Origin of the sequence: Marinobacter maritimus, assembly GCF_007671675.1 — a bacterium.
Lineage (GTDB): Bacteria > Pseudomonadota > Gammaproteobacteria > Pseudomonadales > Oleiphilaceae > Marinobacter > Marinobacter maritimus.
Genome location: NZ_VCGW01000006.1, coordinates 93,310 through 117,259 on the forward strand (window position 1 = coordinate 93,310; position 23,950 = coordinate 117,259).

Annotated in this window: 21 protein-coding genes and 1 riboswitch; of the genes, 10 read left to right on the forward strand and 11 right to left on the reverse strand. The window is 53.5% G+C overall.

Annotation, left to right across the window (positions count from 1 at the left end; genetic code table 11):
- Window positions 1–36: 36 nt before the first annotated feature.
- On the reverse strand, window positions 37–1,914 hold the full coding sequence (thiC, locus tag FFI90_RS18030; RefSeq protein WP_144780128.1) for a phosphomethylpyrimidine synthase ThiC: 1,878 nt from the start codon (window positions 1,912–1,914) through the stop codon (window positions 37–39).
- 90 nt (window positions 1,915–2,004) lie between these two features.
- A riboswitch (TPP riboswitch) is annotated at window positions 2,005–2,121 on the reverse strand.
- 206 nt (window positions 2,122–2,327) lie between these two features.
- Here thiC and FFI90_RS18035 point away from each other — a divergent pair.
- Window positions 2,328–3,707 (forward strand): TolC family outer membrane protein, encoded by a 1,380-nt coding sequence (locus tag FFI90_RS18035; RefSeq protein ID WP_144780130.1) that lies wholly within the window; start codon window positions 2,328–2,330, stop codon window positions 3,705–3,707.
- 95 nt (window positions 3,708–3,802) lie between these two features.
- Here FFI90_RS18035 and waaA read toward each other — a convergent pair whose 3' ends face one another.
- The gene (gene waaA / locus FFI90_RS18040) at window positions 3,803–5,056 is read right to left on the reverse strand and encodes a lipid IV(A) 3-deoxy-D-manno-octulosonic acid transferase (RefSeq protein ID WP_144780132.1); all 1,254 of its coding nucleotides are present in this window, start codon (window positions 5,054–5,056) and stop codon (window positions 3,803–3,805) included.
- A gap of 122 nt (window positions 5,057–5,178) precedes the next feature.
- On the opposite strand from waaA, the gene lpxL reads away from it, so the two are divergent.
- From lpxL to FFI90_RS18060, 4 genes are read left to right on the forward strand one after another with little or no spacing between them, the layout of a single operon-like run.
- Window positions 5,179–6,126, forward strand: a complete 948-nt coding sequence (gene lpxL / locus FFI90_RS18045; RefSeq protein ID WP_144780134.1) for an LpxL/LpxP family Kdo(2)-lipid IV(A) lauroyl/palmitoleoyl acyltransferase — start codon at window positions 5,179–5,181, stop codon at window positions 6,124–6,126.
- Window positions 6,113–7,093 carry a mitochondrial fission ELM1 family protein gene (locus FFI90_RS18050; protein WP_144780136.1) on the forward strand — a complete coding sequence of 327 codons (981 nt, stop codon included), beginning with the start codon at window positions 6,113–6,115 and terminating at the stop codon, window positions 7,091–7,093. Before lpxL ends, FFI90_RS18050 begins: the two co-directional genes overlap by 14 nt.
- The gene (locus FFI90_RS18055) at window positions 7,090–8,205 is read left to right on the forward strand and encodes a glycosyltransferase family 4 protein (RefSeq protein WP_144780138.1); all 1,116 of its coding nucleotides are present in this window, start codon (window positions 7,090–7,092) and stop codon (window positions 8,203–8,205) included. Before FFI90_RS18050 ends, FFI90_RS18055 begins: the two co-directional genes overlap by 4 nt.
- The gene (locus FFI90_RS18060; RefSeq protein ID WP_144780141.1) at window positions 8,202–9,242 is read left to right on the forward strand and encodes a glycosyltransferase; all 1,041 of its coding nucleotides are present in this window, start codon (window positions 8,202–8,204) and stop codon (window positions 9,240–9,242) included. The genes FFI90_RS18055 and FFI90_RS18060 overlap by 4 nt, the downstream gene beginning before the upstream one ends.
- Here the strand turns inward: FFI90_RS18060 and FFI90_RS18065 are convergent.
- Window positions 9,220–9,903 carry an SGNH/GDSL hydrolase family protein gene (locus FFI90_RS18065; protein ID WP_144780143.1) on the reverse strand — a complete coding sequence of 228 codons (684 nt, stop codon included), beginning with the start codon at window positions 9,901–9,903 and terminating at the stop codon, window positions 9,220–9,222. The two genes, FFI90_RS18060 and FFI90_RS18065, sit on opposite strands and share 23 nt — an antisense overlap.
- Before the next feature lie 94 nt (window positions 9,904–9,997).
- Between FFI90_RS18065 and FFI90_RS18070 the strand changes: the two genes are divergently transcribed.
- The 4 genes from FFI90_RS18070 (at window position 9,998) to FFI90_RS18085 (ending at window position 15,140) form a co-directional block, all read left to right on the forward strand.
- Window positions 9,998–10,666 (forward strand): YrbL family protein, encoded by a 669-nt coding sequence (locus FFI90_RS18070; protein ID WP_144780145.1) that lies wholly within the window; start codon window positions 9,998–10,000, stop codon window positions 10,664–10,666.
- Window positions 10,667–10,793: 127 nt separating this feature from the next.
- Entirely contained in the window at window positions 10,794–12,209 is a 1,416-nt protein-coding gene (locus FFI90_RS18075; protein WP_144780147.1) for a mannose-1-phosphate guanylyltransferase/mannose-6-phosphate isomerase, read from the forward strand.
- Window positions 12,206–13,111: a lysophospholipid acyltransferase family protein gene (locus FFI90_RS18080; protein ID WP_144780149.1), complete on the forward strand. Its 906-nt coding sequence runs from the start codon at window positions 12,206–12,208 to the stop codon at window positions 13,109–13,111. Before FFI90_RS18075 ends, FFI90_RS18080 begins: the two co-directional genes overlap by 4 nt.
- Window position 13,112: 1 nt before the next feature.
- Entirely contained in the window at window positions 13,113–15,140 is a 2,028-nt protein-coding gene (locus FFI90_RS18085; RefSeq protein WP_144780151.1) for an O-antigen ligase family protein, read from the forward strand.
- On the opposite strand, the gene rffA is transcribed toward FFI90_RS18085, so the two are convergent.
- The 7 genes from rffA to FFI90_RS18120 are packed head-to-tail and all read right to left on the reverse strand — an operon-like array spanning window position 15,120 to window position 22,058.
- The gene (rffA, locus tag FFI90_RS18090; protein ID WP_144780153.1) at window positions 15,120–16,250 is read right to left on the reverse strand and encodes a dTDP-4-amino-4,6-dideoxygalactose transaminase; all 1,131 of its coding nucleotides are present in this window, start codon (window positions 16,248–16,250) and stop codon (window positions 15,120–15,122) included. The two genes, FFI90_RS18085 and rffA, sit on opposite strands and share 21 nt — an antisense overlap.
- Complete coding sequence (locus tag FFI90_RS18095; protein WP_144780154.1) at window positions 16,247–16,810, reverse strand: acyltransferase; 564 nt, start codon at window positions 16,808–16,810, stop codon at window positions 16,247–16,249. Before FFI90_RS18095 ends, rffA begins: the two co-directional genes overlap by 4 nt.
- 3 nt (window positions 16,811–16,813) lie before the next feature.
- Window positions 16,814–17,857 (reverse strand): TDP-N-acetylfucosamine:lipid II N-acetylfucosaminyltransferase family protein, encoded by a 1,044-nt coding sequence (locus FFI90_RS18100; protein ID WP_186318018.1) that lies wholly within the window; start codon window positions 17,855–17,857, stop codon window positions 16,814–16,816.
- The gene (gene rfbA, locus FFI90_RS18105) at window positions 17,850–18,761 is read right to left on the reverse strand and encodes a glucose-1-phosphate thymidylyltransferase RfbA (protein WP_144780158.1); all 912 of its coding nucleotides are present in this window, start codon (window positions 18,759–18,761) and stop codon (window positions 17,850–17,852) included. Before rfbA ends, FFI90_RS18100 begins: the two co-directional genes overlap by 8 nt.
- A 23-nt stretch (window positions 18,762–18,784) precedes the next feature.
- Window positions 18,785–19,831 (reverse strand): dTDP-glucose 4,6-dehydratase, encoded by a 1,047-nt coding sequence (gene rfbB, locus FFI90_RS18110; RefSeq protein WP_144780160.1) that lies wholly within the window; start codon window positions 19,829–19,831, stop codon window positions 18,785–18,787.
- Between the two features lie 40 nt (window positions 19,832–19,871).
- Window positions 19,872–20,939: a CDP-glycerol glycerophosphotransferase family protein gene (locus FFI90_RS18115; RefSeq protein ID WP_144780162.1), complete on the reverse strand. Its 1,068-nt coding sequence runs from the start codon at window positions 20,937–20,939 to the stop codon at window positions 19,872–19,874.
- The gene (locus FFI90_RS18120) at window positions 20,940–22,058 is read right to left on the reverse strand and encodes a glycosyltransferase family 4 protein (protein ID WP_246123662.1); all 1,119 of its coding nucleotides are present in this window, start codon (window positions 22,056–22,058) and stop codon (window positions 20,940–20,942) included.
- A gap of 228 nt (window positions 22,059–22,286) precedes the next feature.
- On the opposite strand from FFI90_RS18120, the gene FFI90_RS18125 reads away from it, so the two are divergent.
- Window positions 22,287–23,018, forward strand: a complete 732-nt coding sequence (locus FFI90_RS18125; protein ID WP_144780164.1) for a hypothetical protein — start codon at window positions 22,287–22,289, stop codon at window positions 23,016–23,018.
- Here the strand turns inward: FFI90_RS18125 and FFI90_RS18130 are convergent.
- A complete protein-coding gene (locus FFI90_RS18130; RefSeq protein ID WP_144780166.1) occupies window positions 23,015–23,686 on the reverse strand; it encodes a 3-deoxy-D-manno-octulosonic acid kinase in 672 nt (223 codons plus the stop codon). The genes FFI90_RS18125 and FFI90_RS18130 overlap by 4 nt on opposite strands.
- Window positions 23,687–23,950 lie beyond the last annotated feature (264 nt).

Consider the following 23,950-nt stretch of genomic DNA (forward strand, 5'->3'; position numbering starts at 1 on the left):
GTTTCTATTGCACCGCGCCGCCAGCTTCCAGAAAATTCAGACCTTGTCGTAAAGTTTGCTTCCAGAGTCAATAAACTCTCTGGATTTTTCCTTCATGCCAGCATCCACTGCCGATATCTCGTCAATACCGTGTTCCGCTGCGTAGTCCCGAACTTCTTGGGAGATTTTCATAGAGCAGAATTTTGGGCCGCACATGGAACAGAAGTGAGCCACTTTGGCGGAGTCCTTAGGCAAAGTTTCATCGTGGAAGGCGCGAGCTGTGTCTGGGTCCAAACCTAGGTTGAACTGGTCTTCCCAACGGAATTCGAACCGGGCCTTGGAGACGGCGTTGTCGCGTATTTGAGCGCCGGGGTGTCCTTTGGCCAGATCGGCTGCGTGGGCGGCGATTTTGTAGGTGATGATGCCGGTTTTCACATCGTCTTTGTTGGGCAGGCCCAGGTGCTCTTTAGGGGTGACGTAGCAGAGCATGGCGCAGCCGAACCAACCGATCATGGCAGCGCCGATGCCGGAGGTTATGTGGTCGTAGCCAGGAGCTATGTCGGTAACCAAGGGGCCGAGGGTGTAGAAGGGTGCTTCGTCACAACACGCCAACTGTTTGTCCATGTTCTCTTTCACTAGGTGCATGGGCACGTGACCAGGGCCTTCGATCATGCATTGAACATCGTGCTTCCAGGCAATTTTCGTGAGTTCGCCAAGGGTTTCCAGCTCACCGAACTGGGCAGCGTCGTTGGCGTCGGCTATGGAGCCGGGGCGCAGGCCGTCGCCGAGGCTGAAGGAGACATCGTAGGCTTTCATGATTTCGCAGATGTCTTCGAAGTGCTCGTACAGGAAGCTTTCTTTGTGATGAGCCAAACACCATTTCGCCATAATGGAGCCGCCTCGGGAGACGATGCCTGTGGTGCGTTTGGCGGTCATTGGTACGTGGTGCAAGCGCACGCCAGCGTGGATGGTGAAGTAATCTACGCCCTGCTCAGCTTGCTCGATTAATGTGTCTCGGAAGATCTCCCACGTTAGGTCTTCGGCAACGCCGCCTACTTTTTCCAGCGCTTGGTAAATGGGCACTGTGCCGATGGGCACTGGTGAGTTGCGGATGAGCCATTCGCGGGTTTCGTGAATGTTCTTGCCGGTGGAGAGGTCCATGATGGTGTCGGAACCCCAGCGAATGCCCCAGGTGAGCTTTTCTACTTCTTCCTCGATTGAGGAAGTAACCGCTGAGTTGCCGATGTTGCCGTTGATCTTCACCAGAAAGTTACGACCGATGATCATCGGTTCGGATTCGGGATGATTAATGTTGGCAGGGATAATCGCCCTACCCCGAGCAACTTCGCTGCGCACAAACTCGGGGGTAATTTCCATTGGAATGCTGGCACCGAAGGATTGGCCGGGGTGCTGATCGTTCACCCAACCCTGCTCACGGGCTTCCAGCAGTTTCATGTTTTCACGAATGGCGATGTATTCCATTTCAGGCGTAATGATGCCATTGCGGGCGTAATGCATCTGGGTGACGTTTTTAACCGCCAGCGCTCGTAATGGCTTACGCTCATCCATAAACCTGAGCGGGTCGAGCTGAGGGTCCTTCATTCGCCGGCGGGTATATTCAGATGTATAGCTTGGTAAGGGCGCTGTGTCTTCTCGCTCGGCTATCCAGGCGGCACGGATTGCAGGGAGCCCTTTGCGCAGGTCAATGGTCGCGTTGGGATCACTGTAGATACCCGAGGTGTCGTACACCATCACCGGCGCGTTTTTTTCACCGCCCAACTCCGTGGGCGTGTCCTGTACGGTAATTTCCCGCATAGGCACCCGCAGGTCGGAACGGCTACCCTGTACGTATATTTTTCGCGATCCTGGCAACGGCTGTATCGCGGCAGAATCCACGCGGGCGGAATCACTAAGGTAAGTTGGTAGATCTGTCATCATTCGCTCCCGGAACATTGCTTTGGTATTCGGGTCGCGCATGACGGAGAAAGTAGCCAAGCCGTTGTTTAGCGGGCAGCACTGGCTCTTCGGTTGTCTGGTCTCAATCCCTACGCCGGTATTATCCGGATCAGGTCGCGGGTTCTGCGTTGCAATCTCAGCCAGTTGCCCAAACAAATCAGGCAGCCAGCACCCCGTCAAGACGCGAGTCTGTAATGCATAGCACTCAGAGTAGGTGCTATTTGCAAGTGTAGAGCTGAGAGCAATTATTGTCCATAATGACTGATCTGTTTAAACCGGTTCGATTTTCCATGCCAATGCGGAGGCCGTTCCCATATTTTCCGCAGAGATCCGGCATTCTCTTACAAGCGCCCCGAGAGGGCACAAGCGCGCATATGTACTCAGGAGTAACAATGAAGAAACGATTGCTTTCCGGACTTGTTGGCCTCTTGGCAGCACAACCTGCCCTGTCCATGAACCTGGTAGAGACCTATGAGAAAGCACTTTCCTATGATTCCGGCATTGCTGCAGCTCAGGCCAGATTTGAATCCCAACAGGCCGCCAGCGATGTCACCCGGAGCGCCTTGTTGCCACAAATCGGTGCCTATGGTGAGGCGCGTCATATTGATAATGACGGCCCCAGCGCATCCCAGGATAACAGCTATAAAGAGCTGAACTACGGCGTGCAACTGACACAACCACTGTTTCGTGCAGACGCATGGTTTCAGTACGATGCCAGCCAGTTCCAGACAGATTCCGCGCGAGCGCAATATAATCTGGCTCAGCAACAACTCATTCTTGATGTCGCAACCGCCTACTTTGATGTTTTGCGTGCTCAGGATACGGTAACGACCGCCCTGGCAGGCGAAGCCGCAATCCGGCGCCAGTATGAACAGGCTCAGGAGCGCTTCGATGTTGGCCTGATCGCCATTACTGAAGTCTACGAAGCCCGCGCCAGCTACGACGACAGCAGGAGCCTGCGAATTGCAGCAGAAAACCAGGTAAATATCGCACGGGAGCAACTGGCCCGGCTGACCGGTGAATACTCGGAGGATCTGGAGAATCTGCGCCAGAACTTCCCTCTGGGCCGCCCTGAACCAATGGACCCGGCCGCGTGGGAAATGACCGCCCTGGAGCAAAACTGGTCCATTCAATCCGCAATTTACGACCTGAGCGCCAGTGAGTCCGGACTGAAAGTGGCCAAGGCAGGGCATTACCCGACACTGGATCTGAACGCCTCTTACGGCAAGTCCGACGTTGACGGAATTGAGCAGAGCTCCAGCCTTCAGCGTGACGGTGTTACTACTCAGGGCATTATCGGCCTCAGCCTCAATGTGCCGCTATATTCTGGCGGTGGAACTCAGGCAGGGGTACGTCAGCAGCGTTCTCTGGTCACAGTGGCAGAACAGACTCTCAGCACCGTGCGCCGCGATGTACGGGTAACTACTCGCAGCCTGTTCCTGACCATTAACAACAACATTGAAACTGCGTCAGCGCTGAAACAAACCATCATTTCCCGCCGCAGTGCTCTGGATGCAACCCGCGCCGGCTATGATGTTGGCACCCGGAATATTGTTGAAGTGCTGGATGCAGAACGGGCCTATTATGTCGCACTGCGGGATTACGCCAACGCCCGTTATGACTATGTGAACAACACGTTTCAGCTAAAACAGGCTGCGGGCACGCTCAGCCCGAGAGACCTGATTGAATTGAACAATTGGCTCAGCGCCACGGCCCCTGGCATAGAGGCTCTTGCCAATGACCAGGAAACCCTGGAAGACCCTACCCGCTAGTATACGCAGGCAAGGCGCATAGCCGCTTGATAGAGAAAGGGTAGAAGCAAACCTTCTTATCCTTTCTCTATCAAGGCACCAACACCCCAACCGCTTCAGACCCGCTCGATAATTCCATCTACCACCCTGTCCAGCGCACCTCTATTTTTGTTAACCACGCTCAATGCACGCTTTCCACTGGCCTGGCGCTCGACAGCATCACCGAACAGAACCGCCAAATGACGGTATAGCTCACCCGCATCGCTGACCATCGTCACGCCACGGTCGTCGAGAAGCCTTTGATAAATGGTTTCAAAGTTGAAAACGTGGGGCCCAGAGATCACAGGAATCCCCCAACCAGCCGGCTCCAAAGGATTGTGACCACCGCGTTCAATCAAAGAACCACCCACAAACGCCACGTCGCTGGAGCCATAAAGCATCATCAGCTCGCCCATGGTATCCCCGAGATAAACATTTGCATGCGAAGGGTCTTCAGCGAGGGAGCGCCGCGCCAGAGTAAATGCCTGTTTACCGACTTTTTCCGTAACCGATTCAAAGCGCTCAGGGTGGCGAGGCACCAGAATCAACAGGGCATTCGGATGGGCGTTCAAAAGCTGCCGGTGCGCCGCCAGCAACTGGGCATCTTCACCTTCATGGGTACTCCCGGCAATCCAGACCGGACGTGAGAAAAAGGATGCCTTAAGCTTTTGCGAAGCCTCCCTCAAGGCGTCTGGGATATCCACATCAAACTTCACACTCCCTGTCACCGCAACCTTGGATGCTGCAACGCCAATTCTGCGAAACCGCTCTGCATCCTTTTCGGCCTGTGCAGCCACCCAGCTGATGCTGCGCATGATCGGGGCGACCAGGCTTTTTACTCGCTCATAACCTCGGGCCGAGCGCTCAGAAAGCCGCGCATTGATCAGAAAAACCGGCACGCGCCGGGAACGGCTCTGGCGTATCATATTCGGCCAAATTTCCGTTTCCATGATAACCAGAATTCTGGGGTTGGCACGGTTCAGAAAACGACGGATCGAGCCCGGGGTATCGTAGGGTGCGTAAGCATACTGGACCTGATTACCAAACATTTTCATGGCCTGTGTCAGACCTGTGTCTGTCATGGCGGTCATCAGTATCGTAATGTCCGGGTTCCGGGCGAGCAGCCGCCGCACCATAGGCGCCGCTGCAATCGTCTCGCCTACAGAAACAGCATGCACCCACACCACGCTGCCGTTGGTCCGTTGCACGAAACCCAAGCGCTGTTGCCAGTTCCGGCGCAGTTCGGGGGCCTTACGGCCCTGCCACCACAAACGCAAAAGAATAAATGGCAGTAGCAACCGTATAAGCTGTGAATAGATAAATTGAAGCACGCAGGACTCCCGGCAAATCAGTGCGCTATCATATCCCAAAGCCTATTGATTTGCTTCCGATTGACCCTGCCGGGCACCATAGTCTGCCCAGCAATCCATTGAACCCTCGGGACCCGTTTCACGTGAAGAAGAAATATCGCAAGCAGCCGCGCAACACCGACTACTCCGCCTACCTCCATCCTCGCTGGTGGCCGACTTGGGGCGGGGTTTTTGTAATGTGGTGTGTGGCACAGCTTCCTATCCGTTTTCAATGGTGGCTCGGCAAGTGTGCGGGGCTTCTGGCCTGGCGCTTTGCCGATAGGCGTCGCCACATAGCCGAGGTTAACATCCGCCTATGCTTCCCGGAGTTCAATCAGGCACAGCAGGCTGCTTTGGTTCGAAATACCTTTATTGCCAATGGAATTGGCCTGATCGAGCTGGGCATCGCATGGTTCCGAAACCCTGCAAAGCTCACCGGAATAACGAATGTTCACGGCAAGGAGAACCTCGATAAGGCACTGACCGAGGGCAAAGGTGTGCTGCTTCTTGGAGGCCATTACAGCACTCTGGACCTCGGCGGCAGCCTGATTACCGAGTACATTGAAGCGGATGTTATGCAGCGGGATCACAACAATCCGCTGATGAATGCGATCATGACCCGGGCCAGGGAGCGCCGGTATGACGCCGTTCTCGGAGCCCGGGATCTCAGAGGCTTGTTCCGGAGCCTGCGCAATAATCGCACCGTATGGTATGCCGCTGACCAGGACTATGGGCGCAAAGATATCGTATTTGCGCCCTTCTTTGGCATACCAACCGGCACCATAACCGCAACGTCACGTATTGCGGCGCGTAGCAAATGCAAGGTGGTTCCGTTCAGCCATTTTCGGCGAGACGATAAACCCGGTTACGATATTTATTTTCACCCTCCGCTGGAACCTTTCCCTAGCGGAGATGATTTGCAGGATGCGACTTTGATCAACCAGATTCTGGAGAGCGAGATTCGGCGCGCTCCAGACCAGTACCTTTGGATGCACCGACGTTTTAAAACGCGACCAGACAAAGACGATCCGGGCTTCTATGGCAAAAAATAAAGCATCATCAGCACCCGTAATATGGTTGCTCACAGACGACAAACCGGGGCACAGGAACCAACTCAAAGGCCTGGGCAACCGGTTACGCGTGAAAGCAGGCGCCAGCCTGTTCTGGATAGATGCGCACCACGCCAAGGTTCCATTTTGGCGTGCACTGCTGGCAATGCCTCCCAAGCTGGATAGAGCACTCCCCCACCCGGATCTGATCATCGCTGCGGGCTCAGGTACTCACGGGCTCCTGCTGTCTTTACGGAGGCTCAGGAAAGCCAAGACACTGGTTATCATGAAGCCCGGGTTCCCTCGCACCTGGGTCGGCGGCTCAATTATTCCCGCCCACGATGGCGTTGCGCAAAACCGGGACACCCTGATCACCGAAGGTGTCATCAACACAATCACCCCCCTGGCAAGGATCACGGACAAGCCGGAAGCTCTGTTGCTACTTGGAGGGCCTTCTCCACATTTTGACTGGGACGACGACGTTGTGTTTGGACAAGTTGTCAACCTGATCGGCGAATACCCGCAATGGCGCTGGACGATCAGCAGTTCAAGGCGGACACCGAACGCTCTCAGGGAAAGGCTTGATGAGCTTTCCGGCCTGCGGGTCACAGTGGTAAATCCTGACGATACCCACGAAGACTGGCTTAACCATCACGTTGCCACATCCAGAGCAATCTGGGTAACGCCAGACAGCATGTCGATGGTGTGCGAAGCTGCAACATCCGGTGTGCCTACCGGGCTATTTCAGCTCTCTGAGCGATCAGACAGTCGGGTTGCCAGCGGTGTTCGACGATTGGTCGAAATGGGTTATGTAGCCCGCTGGAGCGACCATGCTACGGTTATGGGGGGCAAAACCGGGCAGGAGAAACCTCTTTGGGAGGCGGACCGGGCTGCAAACTGGGTCATCCAGCGCTGGCTTGCATCGGGAGCAGGCAAGACGCAAAAAGCACAAAAGAGGACAACTACTTGAGAATTATTCAGGCACTGCCGGCTCTTTTCAGTGGCGGTGTAGAAAGAGGAACAGTGGAATTTGCGTCTGATCTGGTGCGGCATGGCCATGAGTCTTTTGTCGTATCCAGTGGCGGCCCGCTGGCAAAACGACTTCAGGAACAAGGCTCAACCCACATACAGATGCCCATTCATCGCAAAACGCCCGCGTCTTTCGGTCAGATCCGGCCCATGAGAAAGCTGATCCGTGAGCTGCAGCCAGACATCATTCACGTGCGCTCACGCATGCCGGCCTGGATCGTACGCCTGGCGTTGAAGGGTTTACCAGCGCATCAGCGCCCCGCCGTTGTTTCAAGCTTCCACGGCATGTACTCCGTGAACCCCTACAGCGCGATCATGGCAAAATCAGATCACGTGATTGCAGTTTCAAACTGTGTTCGAGATTACGTTCTCCGCAATTTCAAGGTTCCTGAACAAAAGCTGACCGTAATACAGCGCGGTGTGGATGTGGATTACTTTCAGAAGCGTGAGTTGAGCAACGCATGGCGACAGACTTTGTTTGCACAGTTTCCGCACCTCGAGGACAAACGCATTCTGATGATGCCGGGGCGCATTTCTCGCTGGAAAGGCCAACTGGAGTTTCTTGAGGCCATGGAGGAAATCGTCCGCAAAATGCCAGATTGCCACGGCATCATTGTTGGCGGAGCAGAACCCGGCAAAGAGCACTTCATGGGAGAGCTTGAACAACACCGGGCGAAACTTGGGCTTAACGATAAGGTCACCTTTCTGGGACAACGAAACGACATGGCGGAGCTTTATCTGTTCGCCAACCTGGTTTGCCATATGTCGACAAAGCCCGAGCCCTTCGGCCGCACGGTTACCGAAGCGCTTTCATCCGGAACACCCGTCGTCGCCTTTAACCGGGGAGGCGCGGCAGAAACACTGCAGGCATGCTTTCCTGACGGGCTGGTCACGCCCGATGACACCCGTGAGTTCGCCCAGGTTGCACTCAGGCTGTTGAGCGACAGCACTCCGAATATCGAGATCCCCTTCAAGTTTCGCCTTCAGGCGCAAACGGAGTCGACACTGGAGGTTTACCGCAAAGTTCTTGCTAAAGTGCCCTCTTCACCATGAACTCACCTGAGCGCCTCACCCTTGCCCAGTTAATCGCCACTCCGGGAGGTAATTGGGGGGGCATGGAAAAGCACACGGCTGACCTTGCAGACGAACTTGCCCGCCGCGGCCACAAGGTGCACGTTCTTGCACACCCGGATTACCGGCATCGCTTTTCACACGAGATCACCTTCCACCCTTTGCCGGTACAATGGGGAAGGCGGAACCCCCTGCTAAAGCAGCGTTTGAAACGAATGCTTCGCAAGCTATCTCCCGATGTAATCCACGCTCAAGGCAGCAAGGCGGCCGCACTGATCTCAGGTCTGGGAACTCAGGGAAGCGTAACGGTGGGCACTGTCCATGGCACCAAATCCAGCCATAAGGATTTCAACAAACTTGAGGGTGTAATTGCCGTTAGCAAAGGCATCCGGGAGGCGTTGTCCCACCCTGATTCAATCCTCATCCACAATGGGGTCAAGTCTCAGAACGAGGTGGGCAGAACAACTCACCCCGTACCCGGAAACCAGGCCTTTGCAGTTGCCATAGGTCGCCTCGAGCCGGTCAAGCAGTTCGGCAACCTGATTTCTGTGTGGGCAACAGTCAATCCTGCACTGCCACTCTATATTCTGGGCGAGGGCTCCGAGGCCGAAAAGCTGAGGGTACAGGTCCAGCACCTGGGAGCTGAAAGCTTCATAAAACTGCCCGGCTACGAAGAAAACCCGGCGGCCTGGCTTCAGAAAGCTTCTGTGTGCGTAATCAGTTCCGAACGCGAGGGTTTTCCATACACTCTTGTCGAAGCTCTACTGATGCGCTGCCCCGTGCTTTCAACGCCCGTCAATGGTGCGCTTGAGATGCTTCCTGCCGAAAGCCTGGCAACCGCAACAGACCTGAGCGCATTACACACCCTGTTGTCAGCTCAACTTGCAGATCCGGAAAGCCTGAAAAAAAGCCAGGAAGCATGTTTTGAACATACTTCGCGGGAGCTGACACTGGAGGCCATGACGAGCCGGACAGAAGCTTTCTATTTCAAGCTTCTCAGCGCAAACTCCCGGGCCTGAGCGCCTTCTGAACACAATCTGCGACAACGCGGTGCCCTCGGGTGGTAAGGTGAGTTCCATCGTCCATCAGACATACATCAAGATTGCTCCAGAGTTCATCCCAGGCATCCGCATAGATTGCGTTGTGCTCCTCGTCAGCAAGATTTGAAAGAGCTGTGTTATATCTCAGGATTCTCGGGTTCCGGGATGTGTCACGGTTCGGAGCCGTCGCCACCAGAACAAACTGGCTGTCCGGGGCAGACTTCAGGACTGTCCGTACGTTTTCAATGTACTCTTCCAACGGTACTTGCTCGACAGCCCCCAGCCTTTTTTGAAGCTGTAAAGAGCGCGCCCACTTCTTCAGCTTTTTAACCAGTTTTCTTGCCAGCTTCCGGCGCGGGTTGTCAGGGTAATAAAGCACATAAGGCGCACCGCGAAACGTCAGCCAGGAATCCACCAGCCCGTACTGTACACACACTAATGCATATTCCGATGGAGGAAACGCTGCAGCATACTGCAGCAGTTCCCGGGTAGTGCTCATGGTGTGCCCGCAATTTTTGAACTCAAGCTCCAGCGCATCTGCAACCTGCTCAGCCCAGACGGGGCCTTCAAGGGTTCGAAAACCCTCTGTGTTACAATCACCAAATGCCAAACAAGGTTTGGATACCTCTGAAAAACTCATAGCCATCAGGCTCCAGTTGCCAGCAGAACAAATTGCCAGTGATGAGATTCAACCTGACAATCAGCCTATAACTCCGAAGAGACGAAATACTGCTGTGATAGATCTTTCTGACCAAAAGCCCTTTGCTTCGGGCTACAACCGCCATTGCTACCTGCACCCGGGCATCCCTGGCCGCTGTCTGAAAGTCATTCGCCCGGAAAATATAGAAGCGCGTTATCAGCGGCAGATGCCTCTCAAAAAACTGCTCGGCAAGTCCAGGATCAACGACAACACACAGGAACAACGTGCACATCAGCAGGTTGCAATAGTATCGTTGATCAAACAGGGCCACGAAAGCATTGTCTGGCACCATCTCCCGCGGTTCTATGGCGAAACGCCAACATCGCTCGGCACCGCCAATGAAAGTGAGCTTCTTCTGGACGATCACGGGGATCCGGCTCAAACGCTTGAGAGCTACCTGAAACAACACGGTTTTGACGCCCCCATAAAAGCAGCTTCGGAGCGCTTCTGTGAGTGGCTCGAAAAAACAGGCATATTGACCCGCAACCTCTTGCCTCACAACCTGGTCATAGCCCGACGTAACAATCAACCAGAGCTTCTTCTGGTCGATGGGCTGGGAGCACCCGGCGCTCAGAACACGCTTGCAGCGATTCCGGCATGGCGAAGGCGCTACACAGCGAGACGAGTCAATCGCTTCTACAAGCGCATTGCATGGGAGCTCAGTGATAGAAAGCAAACCTGGGAAGCCGCGCAACGACTATGACGCCTGTAACGAGCTCGCGGCACTGCGCAGCTGCGCTGTCGATGCTCAATCCATATGGTAAGATTCCACCTGCGAACACAGGGTTCAGGAACGCTCTCACAAACTCAATCAAGCCTGGAGTAAGCTCATGATTCATCCCGTCATTATGGCTGGCGGTACCGGCTCGCGTCTTTGGCCGCTGTCACGACAACTGAACCCGAAACAGTTTCTCAAACTGACAGACGGCCCCCTCTCGATGCTGCAATCGACGGTGGCCAGACTTGACGGAATGGACGCGCAAAAACCACTCCTGATCTGCAATGAAGAGCACCGCTTTCTGGCTGCGGAACAAATGCGGCAGTCCGGCCATGAAGATAGCTGCATCATTCTTGAGCCCTGCGGACGAAACACTGCTCCAGCAATCGCGTTGGCGGCACTTCAGCTATGTGAGAGCGCCCATGGCGATGACCCGCTTATGCTGGTTCTTGCCGCCGACCACCTGATCAAAGATGTCGAGGCTTTTCAGGCAGGCGTGGCAAAGGCTGTACCTCAGGCAAAGGAAGGCAAGCTTGTCACCTTCGGCATTGTCCCCAACCAACCTGAAACCGGGTATGGCTATATACACCGTAGCAGCGAACTGGCCACAGATTGCTACACCGTTGATGGTTTTGTGGAAAAGCCCGATATCGAGACCGCTCAAGCCTATCTTGCGTCTGGAGAGTACCTCTGGAACAGCGGCATGTTTCTGTTCGGCGCCAGACAATATCTGACCGAGCTGGAACTGCATCGCCCTGACATTCTGGCTGCCTGCCGCGCAGCGATGGCAGACACCAGCGAGGACCTTCACTTTATCCGGGTAAATTCGGAACGGTTTGCAAGCTGTCCTTCCGAATCTGTTGACTACGCCGTCATGGAGAAAACCGATCACGCTGTCGTCGTTTCACTGGACGCCGGGTGGAGCGACATCGGATCCTGGTCCGCACTTTGGGATGTCAGTGAAAAAGACCGGAACGGAAACAGCCTCAGCGGCGATGTGATAGCCCATCAAACCCGCAACACGCTTGTTCGCGCAGAGAGTCGGCTCGTTGCAACCATTGGTGTTGATGACCTTGTCATCATTGAGACCAACGATGCCATTCTTGTTGCTCACAAAGACAAAGTGCAGGATGTAAAAGCCGTGGTTGAGCAAATCCGCAGCGACGGCCGGCACGAGCATATGAATCACCGTGAGGTTTACCGGCCTTGGGGGGTCTACGACTCCATAGACAGTGGCCCGCGCTATCAGGTGAAGCGAATTACGGTAAAGCCCGGCGCAAAACTCTCCGTTCAGATGCACCATCATCGTGCTGAGCACTGGATTGTCGTCAGCGGCACTGCGCGGGTAACTAACGGCGAGAAAACCTATCTGGTCACCGAAAACCAGTCGACATACATTCCCATAGGCCAGGTGCACTCGCTGGAAAACCCCGGGGTCATTGACCTGGAGTTGATTGAGGTGCAATCCGGCTCCTATCTTGGTGAGGATGACATTGTCAGATACGAAGACCGGTACGGCAGAAAATGAGCAAGTTGAAATATTTTCTTGTTGCAGGTCTTCTGCGTATCGCAGGCTGGCTTTCACTGGCAGGTGCTCAAAGAATCGGCAAGCTTGTGGGCTTGCTTATGTGGAAACTACCCGTCAAAGCTCGCGAGGTTACCGACATCAACCTTGCAATATGTCTCCCGGAACTGCCACAAGCCGAACGCGCAACCATGGCAAAAGAATCGCTGGTAAACACAGGGATGACAATGCTGGAAATTCCCTTGATGTGGGAATGGCCAGTGGAAAAATGCCTTGGATTGGTACGTGAAACCGAGGGGCTTGAGCTAATTGACGATGCCATGGCTGACGGCAGCGGGCTGATTCTGCTCGCGCCGCACCTCGGGAACTGGGAACTGGCTGGACTGTTTTTCTCATCCCGTTACAAAATGGCCGCACTCTATAGCCCACCTAACATGCCGGAATTCGAAGACTACATGATCCGTGTGCGAGGCCGGCTTGGCTCAGAACTCGTGCGTGGCGACAGACGCGGTCTGGTAAGACTGACTTCGATTCTGCGGGAAGGCGGTGTTGCCGGTATCCTTCCTGACCAGTCCCCGCGCGGCAAAGGTAATGCCTTTGCGCCGTTTTTTGGCATGGAAGTCAAAACCATGACCCTGGTTTCAAAACTTATGCAGCGCACCGGTGCCAAGGTTCTGATTACCTACGCCGAAAGGCTGGAGAACGCGCGCGGGTTTCGGATCGTCGTACGCGAAACTGAGCCGGGCCTGGACAGTAAGGATGCGGTAGCTGCTACAACAGCTCTGAATACGTCTGTCGAGCGTTGTATCCGGGACATTCCCGGGCAGTACCAGTGGGAATACAAGCGCATGCGGCACCGGCCACCCGGCGAAAAGAATCCCTATAACCCGGATAAGGTGTGCTGACATGACCGACTGCATCAAAAAGCCTGTCCACCTGCTTTTTGTAATCGGTGTCGCAGGCGCACTGCTGTCATCCAGCGTGCTGGCAGTTGCAACTCTATTGCTTGCCATCGCAGGTTTTGTGATCAGCTACAGAAAATCCTTATATCAGGCGGGATGGGATAAGCCAAAAGAATTGCGTTTACTGCATTTTGCGTTCTGGTTCTTTGTACTCGTGAGCGTTTATTCCTGGGCAGTTGAAGGCTTCAGTTATGAGGGCGGAAAAACGCTAGGCGCTCACGCCCGCTTTATTCTGTTCTGGCCCCTGATTATCGCCCTGAGCTATGGCCGACTGGGCGCGAACACGGTATTCGCCGCGGCTGGGCTCTTGGCTGCATCCATTTTTGCTCTGCTGGGTTCGGCGCTGATCGCAGACCAGGGTTCTATTACCTCGTTTCTGAGCAACCGCTTTGGCGGCGGAATAAACCCGATCAACTTCGGGAATATCGCACTGCTGGCTAGCTTCCTTACCCTGACGGGCGGGCTGTTTTTCCTCCGCAGCAAGCGGCGCCCCCTTGCTCTTCTCTTTATCGTTATGGGTACCGGGGCGGCCGCCATTGCCATGCTGTCGCAAACCCGGAGTAATCTGGTTGCCCTGCCATTTTTTCTCCTGCTCCTGATGCCACTACTCAGCAGAAATCTGCGCATCGTCAGCCTGCTCGCAATTCCTGTTTTGCTGGTGATCGCCATTTCTACGAATGAACGTGTGCCCGATCAGCTCAAGGGATTTATACAGAGCGACACCCTGGATTCCGGCATCACCGTCCGGATGGAAGTCTGGGGGCAGGCTTGGCGGATGTTTGAAGACAACCCCTGGACCGGCGCGGGTCTTGGAGGCTATACGCGCGAAATCGAAGCTTCAGTCGCATCCGGGGAATCGTCTGCCGTGTTGATCGACTGCTGTACCGGCCACGCCCACAACGACTTGCTCAACAATGCCGCTACCAGCGGTGTCCCGGGCATTCTGAGCTGGGCATTCCTGATCTTCCTTCCTTTGGCCATTTTCGCACGACACCTGCTCAGCTCCCACACAGCGACAGCACATCTGGCAGTGGCAGGCTCAATGGTCAGCGTTGGTTACCTCCTCTTCGGGCTGACTGAAGCGACCTTTAATCGAACGCTGTTCCTGACCTTCTACCTGGTGTCCGTTTCAGGCATTGCCGCTGCACTATTCAACGAGCTGAGCACCTCTTACGTAAGGCAACGGACGAGAACGGTATCGGCCACAATCATCACTAAAAACGAGGAAGACCACATTGCCGATTGTCTGAAGTCGGCCAGGTTGGTTGCTGACGAAATTATTGTACTTGATAGCGGAAGCACAGACAGAACCGTCGAGATTGCCAAGCAGTATGCCGACATCCTTGAGGTCACCGACTGGCCCGGCTTTGGTGTTCAGAAACAGAGAGCATTGGAGAAAGCCACAAGCGACTGGGTACTGTCACTGGACGCCGATGAGCGCATAACCCCGGAACTTGCGCGGGAAATCAACCACCGGCTTGCTGACCCTGACGCAGATGCTTACAAACTCCCTTGGGCCGTCACTATCTATGGCGCCCGCCTGGATTTCGGCCGCAGTGGCAGGGCGCCTCTGAGACTGTTCAGGCGGGAAGGCGTTCGTTTCTCCGACGCCCTGGTGCACGAGCGCATCCTGATTCCTGAAGGACGAAAAACCAGAACGCTGCGCGGTCGTCTGACTCACTACACACACAGGGACTTTGGTCACTCACTGGAAAAAAGCTCGAAGTATGCCTGGCTGGGATCGCTGGAAAAGCATCGGAAGGGCAAGAAAACACACACCATGATCTACCCAACCCTCAGGGGTTTGATGACCTTTGTACAGGTTTATTTTATCCGGTTCGGGTTTCTTGATGGCGCAGTGGGTTACCTGACGGCGGTCACCTACGCTCAAGTGACGTTTAACAAATACGCGGGCCTGTGGACGTTAAGTCCCCGGCGAAAAAATCACTCATCAGCCGAAGAACGCAAGTAGCAACTGAATGACGCGCTCCTGCTCTTCCTCTGGCATGCCGTACCAGAGAGGCAGACGCACCAAGCGCTCGCTCTCCTTGGTGGTATAGCGTTCCTCGCCGTGGAATCGCCCCACGGTCTCGCCAAACGGCGTGGAGTGCAGCGGCACGTAGTGAAATACAGCCATAACACCGGCTTGTTTTAGGTGATCAATCAGGGCGCTGCGCTCTTCCAGATCCCGGATTTTCAGAAAATACATGTGGGCATTGTGTGCCGTCGCCTCCGGCCGTGCAGGCCCGTCAACAATACCGTTTGCAATCAGGGATTTGAACGCCTGGTGATACCGCGCCCAGATCGCCAGGCGATTGTCACGAATCTGCTCGGCCCGGTTTAACTGGCCCCAGAGGTATGCAGCTTGAAGCTCGGAAGGAAGATAGCTGCTACCCATTCCAACCCAGCTGTACTTGTCTACCATGCCGCGGAAAAACTGACTGCGGTTGGTACCCTTTTCCCGAATGATTTCAGCCCGCTTTACAAAGCCTTCATCGTTGATGATGAGCAATCCGCCCTCACCACCGCTGGTATAGTTTTTCGTTTCATGAAAGCTGAACGTACCCATGTGCCCGATGGAGCCCAAAGGGCGGCCATGATATTCGGCCATCATGCCCTGGGCGGCGTCTTCGATCACGTAAAGCCCATGACGATTGGCCAGCTCCATAATAACGTCCATGTCGCATCCGACGCCGGCGTAATGCACTGGGACAATGGCCCGGGTCTTTTCGGTAATTGCCTGTTCGATAAGACTCTCATCGATATTCATGGTGTCCGGACGAACGTCCACAAATACTATGCGCGCGCCGCGGAGTACGAACGCATTAGCGGTGCTGACAAAGGTGTAGCTCGGCATGATGATTTCATCGCCTGGCTTCACATCGATCAACAAGGCCGCCATTTCGAGGGCGTGAGTACAGGAGGGGGTCATAAAGGTGCGCTTACAGCCCAACTGGCGTTCAAACCACCGTTGGCAACGCTCAGTGAATGGACCGTCGCCAGAGAGCTTTGCCTGCTTCAACGCTTCTTCAATGAAGGGCAACTCGTTTCCTGTAACGGGGGGACGATTAAATGGAATCACGCGTCTTCTTCCTGTAGAAATCGGCTTTCAAGGTCGTTCAAATCTTTCTTTCTCGCCTTCAGCCAACGGGCCGGACTTCCAACATATATTCCCCACGGATCGGTACTCTTTGCGACCAAGGTCATAGCTCCTATTGCGCAGCCTTCGGCCACTGTTATGCCCGGAAATATGACCGAGTTTGTTCCAACTATGACTTGCCGCTCCAGGAGAACAGGAGCAAAACGCTCTCGCTTGTACTTCCTTGGAACAAGAGAGTTGACCATGGTCTCTCCGGAATAATCATCGGATTGTGCAAAAACCTTGACGCCATAAGCCAAGGTGCAAAAATCCCTGAGCTCGACACCCGGTTGCCCACCGGCAATCAGGCACATAGGGGTTACATGACAATAGCGGCCAATGGAAACCTTGCCTGACAGAATGCAAAAATCATCAACCCTGGAATAATCGCCTATGTCCATCAGCTCTGCGTTATAGATACTCGCCTTGTCGCTTATCCTGACGCCCCGCCCCAGGCTCTTGAAGTTCATGTCTCCGAGCGCGCTTTCCGAAAGGTAACCCATCGCTCACCCCTTAAAGATGTCATCAAGTTGCGCAATCAGGTTCGACTTTGAGTAGGCATCCCGGATTCGCCGCACATTACCCTCCCTCGAAAGCTCCGAGGGCGGAGACAAATCAATCTTTTCAACATCAAACCACTGAATCTTCATCGTATCCAGCAAATTGGCGGTTGAAATACCTCGCCGCAGATACACTTTTTTCCCCATGCCGAGAAGCGATATCAGATTGCCAAGTCCCTGCTGGCGATTGTGATTGAAAATGGCAACGTCAATCGTCGCAAGAAACTCCTGATACTGATCTAAAGGCATAAAATCAACGAGCGGCACAAAGCGGTCGGCAAAAAGCTTTCTGCCCTCGCTGATAACCCGATAGGCGTGCTGCTGATCGCCGTAAGAAAGCGGTACATACACGCGAAAATTATCCGCCCGAAGGCTCGCCAGTTTTTCAAACACCTCAAGGTGCTTGTTGCTGGGATCCGCAGAGTTGCCCACCTGAATTTCAACGAAATCAGTGACTCTCTCTCCAACAACGGTGGCCGAAAACAGATTGGAGGTATACATCAGGCAATGATGAGACTTACCGCCAGCACCGTACCACTCCCTGGCAAGCTCAATATCACCTGGCACATGCGTCACAAGATGCCCGAGATGTTTAATAACAAACCGTCTGGAAAAATCCTTCAGGCCCGGTTTCGAGCCTGCTTCTCTCTTGCCGTAAAGATCATTACCCCAGATAAACCAGTAGGTCTTCTTTAACAGCCACGGCATCAGAAACAGCATCTTGGTGACCGCACGGGTAAACATCCCATGGAGAATAATTCGATCCGCGCGGTGCATCTGAACAATCAAACGGATTTTTGCCGTTGTTTTCTCGGCGAAGCCCTTGCCTACGCGATGTACGCCGAAGCGCCCCTCACTGCTGTATCTTTTATGGTCACCGAAAATGACAAACTCATGCAGGGCTGGATCAAAGTTGGCCTGTACCAGATCGATAAACGGCGGAATGAACTTCTCTGCCCGGCAAATGTGCAGAACTCTCTGGTTACTCAAGTGACGCATCACTCTTATCGAAAGTGTCAGATTCGTCGACCAGCTCCCTTATATACGACCCATACCCACTTTTCGCGTAAAACGCTGCAGCGCTGAGCATGCCCGCGTTATCCAGCCAACCATTGCGCCAGGCGATCTCTTCAAGACAGGCAATCTTGAACCCCTGACGTTTTTCAATGGTTTCAACAAATTGCGCCGCTTCCAGCAGCGTGCCGTGGGTACCGGTATCGAGCCACGCAAATCCGCGCCCAAGAAGCTGGACGTTCAGTGAGCCATCGTTCAGGTACGCATTATTGATAGCCGTTATTTCAAGCTCGCCGCGAGCAGACGGCGCTACTTTCCTGGCAATCTCGACAACCCGATTGTCGTAAAAATAGAGGCCGGTCACCGCGAAATTGGATTTAGGGTGTTCGGGCTTTTCTTCCAGCGACACCGCCTGCATATCGCTATTAAACTCGATGACCCCGAAGTCCTGTGGCGTTTTGACCTGGTATCCAAAAATCGTCGCGCCTCGTTTCTGCTGGAGTTGGTTCACCGCATTTTTCAACATCGGCGTAAAACCCTGCCCGTAAAAAATGTTATCACCCAGCACCAGACAGACATCTGACGTGCCGATAAAGTCCTCTCCGATCAGAAAGGCCTGAGCGAGGCCGTCAGGGCTCTTTTGGGTTTCATAACTCAGCTGAATGCCGAATCTCCTGCCATCGCCCAATAAACGCTTGAATGCAGTCGCATCATCGGGTGTGGTAATAATCAGAATGTCACGGATACCCGCCAGCATTAAAACCGAGAGCGGGTAATAGATCATAGGCTTGTCATAGATAGGCAGAAGCTGTTTGGAAACACCCATGGTGATCGGAAACAGGCGCGTACCAGTGCCACCAGCAAGAATAATACCCTTCATACGTTGCTCAACTTTTCTGAGTATCAGTGTTTGTTGTCTGATCTTTCAAAAATACGGTGACACCAATCGAGATTGTCAAGATACCAGCTCACCGTTCGCCGCATTCCGGAGTCAAAGGTTTCACTGGGTTGCCAGCACAGCTCGTGACTAATTTTTTCAATATTAACAGCATAACGGCGATCGTGGCCCGGCCGATCCGACACGTGGGAGATTAACTCCTGGAAAGACGACAGTCCGAAAGGTTTTTTTTCCACCAGCTCATCAAGGCACCGGCACACACAATGTACCACCTCGAGATTGGTTTTCTCGCTCCGCCCACCAATGTTGTAGGTTTCGCCCAGCTCCCCTTCTCTCAACACCGAATAGAGCGCCGTAACGTGGTCCTCAACAAAAAGCCAATCGCGCACCTGAAGACCATCACCGTATACAGGCAAAGGCTTACCAGCCAAAGCATTGAGAATCATCAGGGGAATCAATTTTTCCGGAAACTGGAAAGGACCATAGTTATTCGAACAATTACTCACAACGACAGGTAGGCCATAAGTCCTGTGCCAGGCACGGACGAGGTGATCAGAGCTCGCTTTACTGGCGGAGTATGGCGAGCTCGGCGCATACCGAGTGCTTTCACTGAAAGGTTCATCCGCGGCCGTAAGGTCGCCATAAACCTCATCGGTGCTGATGTGGTGAAACCGAAACACCTCTCGCTTGTGTTCAGGCAGCGCCAACCAGTATTTCCGCGCAACTTCAAGCAGCGTGCAGGTGCCAACAATGTTGGTTTGAATAAACGCGGCAGGGCCATCGATGGACCGGTCAACGTGGCTCTCTGCCGCCAGGTGCATTACCGCATCTGGCTGATGAGCCTCAAAAACAGTCTGCAGCTGAGACTGATCACAGATATCCACCTGCTCAAATCTGTATCGATCACTGCCGGACACTTCCCCCAGTGACTCCAGGTTGCCGGCGTAAGTCAACAAATCGACATTGACGACCTCGGTGTCGGTTTGCGCGATGAGGTACCGGATCATTGCCGATCCAATAAAACCGGCACCACCGGTGACCAAAATTTTCATACCACACTCCAATCAGGTTTGAACTCAATGGCATCACTGACTAATGAGACGTTTTGGCCAATTCCCTATGCAGACGGCGCCTCACCTTCAGTTTCCTCAGCAGGTTCCAGGGCTTGGGGCGCAAGCTATTCTTCTTTTCCAGCAGAAACTGATCAACCGCATCCAGAACCCGCCCACTTGAGCGCCCATCAAAAAACACGTGAAGATCACTGCACAGTTCTTTTTGTGCGGCAAGCAATTGTTCCGGGCGCTGGACGGCTTGTGTCAGACCATCCTCCAGCTGATCAACGCTCTGGACATCAATAAGGTAAGGGCCAGGCATCTTTGTTCGGAAGGTCACCACAGGTCTTTGAAGAAACATGAACTCAAACATGATCGACGAGGTATCACACAGCATAAGGTCCGCTTCGGGCAATAGCGGAACCAGGTCCTCATCACTTTCAACGAATCTCAGGTTATCGCTCTGCATACCTCGGTAGCGCTCGACAACAGATTCTTCCATTTTTGGATGCAGGGTTACGATAAACCGCCAATTGCCGCTCCGGGAGAGAGCTTCAATCTTGTCCGCCAGCTGAGGCGCACAGGTAACCGAGCGGCTGAATGTCGAAGCAAAAAATACGGTTGGCGGCTCCCCTTCAGGGCGGGCACGCTCACCGACATTCACATTCTTGAGCAGCGGATCGAGTTTGGGCCAACCAGTCTTGGCTACCGCAAAATGTCCTAACTCCTGCGCCAGGGCCTGAAATTTTTCAGTGTCTTTCTCCGCTTGGGTACAATAGAGGTCAAACCAGCCCCGAATTCGGTAGTGGTCGCTCTCGTCCTCGTTTTTGTGGCCGCGCTTGTTTCTGGCCATGCCATGGAACACTTCTACTTTTATGCCCGGGAAAAAATAAGGCACCCAATCGCCCGGCACAAAGGTGGCATCGGCTCCGTAGGCCAGAACCTCTTTCACCGTTTTCAGTCTTTTCTCATCCGGTTTCAGTGGGGCCGTTGAACATCCGGCAACAAACCAGGCAACCTCATCGCCCCGGCGCCGAATTTCAGCCTGCAATGGCCGCAATATTGAGTAGGAATATGGCTGATTGACGAAAAACAGATACCTGCGCACTCAGTTCCTACCCATCAATGATTTGTAAAGTTCGCCCGTTTCACGGACCGTTTGCGACGTATGAAAATCATTCGCAATTCTTGCCTTGGCTGCCCGCCCTAATCTCTCGAGCAACGTTTTGTCACGGTACAGGCGCTCGATCGCCGAAGACAGTGCTACAGAGTTTTCCGGAGGAACCACCAAACCACTCACATCCTCTTCGACCAGCTCGGGCATACCACCCACACGGGTTACCACAGGTGTCACACCATAAGCCATTGCTTCAATAACGGCTCTGGGCAGACCCTCCCGCTCCTTCGAAGGCAGAACGAAAACATCACTTGCTGCGGCTATGGCCGGCGCATCGTCTCGGTACCCGGTGAAATGGATGCGCTCCGGATGCTTTGACTGAGCTACCTGAGCATTCAGCTCCTGATTGTCAATTGCATCACCGACCAACACCAGATGTGCACTGATGTCATCAGGTAAGTGGTTGATCGCTTCAATCAGATCATCGTATCCTTTTCTGGGATTATTTCGCCCCGTACTGCACACGACAAAAGCTCCAGCTGGCACACCAAACTGCTCAAGGTTGGCCGGCGCTGCCTGATACCAACCAAGATCATGACCCTTGTAGATACGAATGAGCTTTTCATCTGAAATGCGCATCCAGAGAAACTTCAGGCTTGCCAGATAATCCTTGATAGCATCTGCCACGCAGACAATTTTGCTCACTCTCGGATGCAAAAATGTAATCCAGGACTCCGGGTTCAAAAAACTGATATTGCCGATAATACCCCGGTAAGCCACGATCTTTATGCTGGTGCCTTTCGACGCGCGGAGCGCACATGCCAAAGCTCGCGGATTGTAGGCGTGAATAATGTCGTAGCGTCTGCTTTTCAGTTGTTTGCTGATCGCCTGTATGCCTTCTTTATCAAAACGACTTTTCAACGCCATTGGCTGAACGACCATGTTTTCAGCAACCAGGCGTTGATAGTTTCGACCTTTCGGGTTGCACATGACATCAACGCTAAACCCGGCATTTTTAAGGCCGATAAAGAGCTCACTCTCCGGGCGATCGCAAGCGTCCGTAAGGCATAAAATCGCCGGCATTTCTCGCTGTTCAGTCTTATTACTCAAGCAGAGGAACTCCTTCGCATATAATTAAAATAATATTCCGGATCTGTCTCGTTCTTCTGAACACTGACCATCTTAGCCAAATCCAGACGCAATGCAGTTGCAAAAACTCTTGATGCCATGAAAAACACCACATGATAAGTTACGCGACTTCATATCAAGCTTTTCGGCCGCTTTACCAACAACCGTGATCTGAGCGCCTGAGTGTCTATCGATAAGAGCCCATATAGTATGAACGATATTAGCCGTCAGTCGCCTGGTTGGCACCCAGATGAACTGGCTTTTCTCGGCAAGCATCGAGTCTTGCAACATACGGGCGAAATTCCGGGTCTAACCAGTATTAAACAGCGGTGGGTTTACAACACCCTGAGAGAAGTTTTTCTGACTGAAAACGGGTACATTCTCAAGCGTTACTCTCATTTTCCCGGGCGCAAGGATTACCGAAAAGTCTGGAAGCGCGAGCATGATGCACTGTGCCGACTTGGAGACCTGAATACCCCTGACTCAATGGGTTACATAAACGTAAAACATAACCGCAACCTGAGCGGCACACTGCATTTACGTACCCTGCTACCCGGTTCAACCGTTAACTGGGCGACTGAAAACAGAGTGGAAAGCCTCGCTGAATTCATGGCAGATATTCATCGACGGCATGTTGTTACTTTGGATCCTCAGCATGAGAACTTCATTGACACGCATAACCATCATCACCCCATCGGCTTCATTGACTTCGGCCGAGCGAGGGTTTTCAGTGGCATGAACCTTCCAATGCTACTTCATATCGGTAAAGATCTCGCAAAACTCAGGATTGACGGCGGGTTGAATCACCGGCAATTCGAAGCATTCAGCCAGCATTATCAGCAATGCGTTCAGTTCAACGCGTTACAGAATGCCATCGTCAATCTTAGCGTCGGTCACTTCTTGCGCCGTCGAATCCGAACTCACGGCCGACCTGTTCGTTAATGACCGTAGCCTTCGCAAAAGGCAAACCACAAGCGCTCTTTACTTTCCGGTGATAAGCTCGTGCAACGCTTACGAACTGAACGCCATAAGCGTGACAGGTTGTGGTTTTTCCAGCTTGCCGGCCCCGGGAAAGCTTTTTGCAGCCGGCACTTGTCAAAATCAATTAAAAAAAGCCCGTCATCAGCAGCCAGAATATTGTCGCAATTAAGGTCTGCGTGATAAAGACCGGCATCGTGAAACCGGCGCAACATTGCTCCAACCCGACACCAGAGGGCGGCCTCCGGCAAAGACTCAGATTCCGGTAGCGGCACCGCCCCTGGAATTCGCCGAATAATAATAGAAGCACAGTAAGTCAAGGGGCCATTTCGTTGAACCAACGCTGCCACTGGCTCAGGGACAGGTAATCCCATGTCACTGAGCTCTTGCAGCAAACGAAATTCTGCAAAAGATCGGGTTCGGTCATCGCCTGTAAAAAAATAGCTACGACCTGAAAGCCTCGCAGCCAAGCCGCCACGACGATATTGACGCAAAACAACAGCGCCGTTCGGCGAGTTTAAAAACCAGGCTCCGCCGCGTCCTCCCGTTGCTACGGGGCGCGCTTTGGTCCCCCAAAATCCGGGATCAAACCAATCGCTGGTTATGTCAGCCATCTCAGGCGAAACCAGCATTCGCCTGGCTCCGTCAGAAATCAATTTTTCCCGCGAAAATTCCACTCAATCAAAACCTTTTGGTTATTCGATGTTTTGGAACACACTACATGCGTCTTAAAGCGCATCACCAACTCAGGTACACTGAACCATATCTTTAAGAACTCGCCCAAACCGAACGCACAAAAGTCCGGTTCAGGAGCACCCGTCGTCATAAGCGCCTATTCGCGAACAAGTCGGACACTTGGTCATGTGGAAATGAGCGGATTTATCTGGCTTCAGTCA